6 protein-coding genes are annotated in these 3561 nt (G+C 69.3%); 4 read left to right on the top strand and 2 right to left on the bottom strand.

Translation table 11 applies throughout. From position 1 onward, the window contains the following. Nucleotides 1-421: class I tRNA ligase family protein (locus tag VMS22_17495; GenBank protein HXJ35829.1), on the bottom strand; the 421-nt coding region annotated here is incomplete at its 3' end. A gap of 101 nt (nucleotides 422-522) precedes the next feature. On the opposite strand from VMS22_17495, the gene VMS22_17490 reads away from it, so the two are divergent. Genes VMS22_17490 through VMS22_17475 form a run of 4 tightly spaced genes read left to right on the top strand, consistent with a single transcriptional unit; the run spans nucleotide 523 to nucleotide 3078 of the window. Then, nucleotides 523-1227 carry a tetratricopeptide repeat protein gene (locus tag VMS22_17490; protein ID HXJ35828.1) on the top strand — a complete coding sequence of 235 codons (705 nt, stop codon included), beginning with the start codon at nucleotides 523-525 and terminating at the stop codon, nucleotides 1225-1227. A gap of 37 nt (nucleotides 1228-1264) precedes the next feature. After that, complete coding sequence (locus VMS22_17485) at nucleotides 1265-1831, top strand: peptidylprolyl isomerase (protein HXJ35827.1); 567 nt, start codon at nucleotides 1265-1267, stop codon at nucleotides 1829-1831. Nucleotides 1832-1838: 7 nt separating this feature from the next. Beyond that, complete coding sequence (locus tag VMS22_17480; protein HXJ35826.1) at nucleotides 1839-2333, top strand: peptidylprolyl isomerase; 495 nt, start codon at nucleotides 1839-1841, stop codon at nucleotides 2331-2333. 19 nt (nucleotides 2334-2352) lie between these two features. Continuing rightward, nucleotides 2353-3078, top strand: coding sequence for a UDP-2,3-diacylglucosamine diphosphatase (locus VMS22_17475; GenBank protein HXJ35825.1), 726 nt, complete (start codon nucleotides 2353-2355; stop codon nucleotides 3076-3078). A gap of 11 nt (nucleotides 3079-3089) precedes the next feature. Here the strand turns inward: VMS22_17475 and VMS22_17470 are convergent. Continuing rightward, a partial coding sequence (locus VMS22_17470; protein HXJ35824.1) for a PLP-dependent transferase occupies nucleotides 3090-3561 on the bottom strand: 472 nt, incomplete at its 5' end.

Genomic DNA, 3561 nt, shown 5'->3' with positions numbered 1-3561 from the left:
CGCCGCTCGGCACCCGGTAGGCGAGCCCGTTCGACTCGAGCTCGCCGATCAGCGCGAGCATCTCGCGGATGTACCCGGTCGCGCGCGGCTCGTGGTCGGGCTTCTGCACGCCGAGCGCAGCCGCGTCCTCGTCCATGTAGCCGATGAAGCGCGCGGTCAGCTCGCCGATCGATTCGCCGTTCTCGGCCGCGCGCCGGATGATCTTGTCGTCGATGTCGGTGATGTTGCGGACGTAGGTCACGCGGAAGCCGCTCGCGCGGAGCCACCGCTGCACGACGTCGAACACCACCATCACCCGCGCGTGCCCGATGTGGCAGTAGTCGTAGACCGTCATCCCGCAGACGTACATGCGCACGCGTCCCGGCTCGATCGGAACGAACGTCTCCTTCAGCCGGCTAAGCGTGTTGTAGAGCTTGAGCATCGACGGGAATTGCAGGAGAACCGTGGCGCGTACGGTTTCACGGGCACTGTTCTTGTTAGAATCGCGTCGCTCCACGACGCCGTTCGAGTATACCCCACACGATGCGCATTGCGTCCCTCCTCGCGCTCCTCGCCTGCAGCGGATTGCTCGGCGCAGCGGTCGCGCAGAGCGACGATCTCGCCGCCGCCGGCGCGGCGCTGCGCGCGGGCGAGCTCGACGACGCCGCAGCGGCGATCGATCGTTATCTCGTCGCCAAGCCCGCCGACGAACGCGGCCGGTTCCTGAAGGGCGTGATCCTCTCCGAGCAGGGTCGCACCAACGAGGCGTTCGACGTGTTCTTCGCGCTGACCTTGGATCACCCCGAGCTCGCCGAGCCGTACAACAACATCGCGGTCATCTACGCCTCGCGCGGCGAGTACGAGCGGGCGCGCGACGCGCTCGAGAGCGCGATCCGCGCCAACCCGGACTCCGCGGTCGCGTACGAAAACCTCGGCGATGTCTATGCGCGCCTCGCGGCGCGCGCCTACCAGAAGTCGCTCGACCTCGACGTCGGCAACCGGACGGTGCGGGCGAAGCTCGCGCTCGCGCGCGAGCTGCCGGCCGCGACGCCCAAACGCTCTCCCGCGAGCAAGCCCTCGACCACGAGCGCGCCTTCGACCGCGAACGCGCCCACGACCGCGAGCACGCCCTCCAAGGAGAGCGCGCCTTCGACCGAGAGGACGCCCTCCACGGAGAGCACACCTTCGACCGCCGGCACGCCCTCGACCGAAAGCGCGCCCGCGAGCGACGCGAGCGCGCCACGCTAGACTCCCGATCGACCCCCCAACCACCGGAGCCCGACCCTTGCGAATCCTGCTGCTTGCCCTCGCCCTCCTCGCCGCCGTGTCCCCGGCGCTCGCCGCCGACCCGCGCGTCGAACTCAAGACGAATCGTGGCGTGATCGTCCTCGAGCTCTATCCCGACAAGGCGCCCAAGACCGTCGCCAACTTCCTGCAGTATGTGAAGGACGGGCACTACGCCGGGACCACCTTCCACCGCGTCATCGACGGCTTCATGATCCAGGGTGGCGGTTTCGACAAGGACATGCGCCAGAAGCCCACCCGCGCCCCGGTGGAGAACGAAGCCGGGAACGGCCTGAAGAACGACGTCGGCACGATCGCGATGGCGCGCACGCCGGACCCGCACTCTGCCAGCGCGCAGTTCTTCATCAACCTGAAGAACAACGACTTCCTGAACTACAAGGAGCCGACGCCGCAGGGTTACGGCTATACGGTGTTCGGCAAGGTCGTCTCGGGCATGGACGTCGTCGAGAAGATCGCCAAGGTGGCGACCGGCAATGCCGGCCCGCACCAGAACGTCCCCCGCGAGCCGATCGTCATCGAATCGGCGACCATCCTTCCGGCGAAGTGAGGCCCTCATGGTCAAACTGCACACCAACCACGGCGTGATCACGATCGAGCTCGACGAAGCCCGCGCCCCCGAGTCGTCCAAGAACTTCCTCGCCTACGTGACGAGCGGGCACTACTCGAACACGCTGTTCCACCGCGTCATCGACGGCTTCATGATCCAGGGCGGCGGCTTCGAGCCGGGCATGAAGCAGAAGCCGACGCAGGCGCCGATCAAGAACGAGGCGCAGAACGGCCTGAAGAACACCCGCTACACGGTCGCGATGGCGCGCACCTCGGACCCGCATTCGGCCACCGCCCAGTTCTTCATCAACGTCAACGACAACGGCTTCCTCGACCACAAGGCGCCGAACCCGCAGGGCTGGGGCTACTGCGTCTTCGGCCGCGTCGCCGACGGCAAGGACGTGGTCGACCGCATCAAGTCGGTGAAGACCGGCCACCGCGGCGGCATGCACCAGGACGTCCCGGTGGAGGACGTGATCATCGAGCGCGCCGAGGTGGTCTGATGGGGACGCGCGTCCGCGCGTGAAGCCGGCGCTCTTCATCTCCGACCTGCACCTCTCGCCCGCGCGTCGGGCGATCGCGGAGCGGTTCCTGCGCTTCGTCGCGGAGGAGGCCCGGTCGGCCTCGGCGCTCTTCATCCTCGGCGACCTCTTCGACCGGTGGCTCGGGGACGACGACGCCAGCGAGGCCTTCAACCACCGCATGCTGGACGCGCTCCACGCGCTCGCCGGTTCGGGCGTCGCCGTCCGGCTGATGCACGGGAACCGCGACTTCCTCTTCGGCGAGGCCGCGGCGCGCGCCGGCGGCATCGAGCTCCTTGCCGACCCGAGCCTGCAGGAGCCCTTCGGCGTCCGCACGCTGCTGACGCACGGCGATCTCCTGTGCACCGACGACGTTCGCTATCAGCGCTATCGGGCGCGCGTGCGGCGCCCGGGCGTGATCCGCGCGTTCCGCGCCCTGCCGCGCAAGGTGCGCGAGGCGATCGGCGGCGGCCTGCGGCGCGTGAGCGAGTCGGAAAAGCAGGCGAAGGCGCCGGTCATCATGGACGTCAACAGCGGCGCGGTCGAGGAGACGCTGCGCAGGTACCACTACCCCCGCCTGATCCACGGCCACACTCATCGCCCGGGAAAACACGTGCACATCGTCGACGGCCACGCGTGCGAGCGCTGGGTGCTCGGCGACTGGTACGAGCGGGGCAGCTACCTCCGCTGCGACGGGCGGGGCTGCCAGGCGGTCGCCCTGGCCTGAGGGCGCGCGCTCTAGGCGTCGAGCCCGCGGGCGAGATCGGCCTTCAGGTCCTCGACCGCTTCCAGCCCGACCGCGACGCGCACCAGTCCGTCGCCGATCCCGGCCGCCTTGCGCGCCTCGGCGCTGATCCGCCCGTGCGTGGTGGAAGCGGGATGGGTGATCGTGGACTTGGTGTCGCCGAGGTTCGCGGTGATCGAGATCATGCGCGTCGAGTCCACCACCCGCCAGGCGGCGGGCTTGCCCCCGCGCACGTCGAACGAAACGATCGCCCCGCCCGCGCGCTGCTGACGCCGGGCGAGGGCGTGCTGCGGATGCGACTCGAGCCACGGGTGGTAGACGCGTTCGACGCGCGGATGGCGCTCGAGCCAGCGGGCGAGCTCGAGCGCACGCGCCGACTGCGCCTCCATCCGCAGCCTCATCGTCTCGAGCCCCTTCAGGAGCACCCAGGCGTTGAACGGCGACAGGCTCGGTCCCGCGGTGCGC

The organism is Candidatus Eisenbacteria bacterium (assembly GCA_035577985.1).
Classification (GTDB): Bacteria; Desulfobacterota; Binatia; order DP-6; family DP-6; genus DATJZY01.
The sequence above is the reverse complement of the archived record's forward strand: the minus strand, read 5'-3'. Positions and strand labels throughout refer to the sequence as shown.

Bases quoted from the DNA above. Each gene is read 5' to 3' on its own strand.
- VMS22_17490 (HXJ35828.1), top strand. From the start codon at position 523: ATGCGCATTGCGTCCCTCCTCGCGCTCCTCGCCTGCAGCGGATTGCTC.
- VMS22_17480 (HXJ35826.1), top strand. From the start codon at position 1,839: ATGGTCAAACTGCACACCAACCACGGCGTGATCACGATCGAGCTCGAC.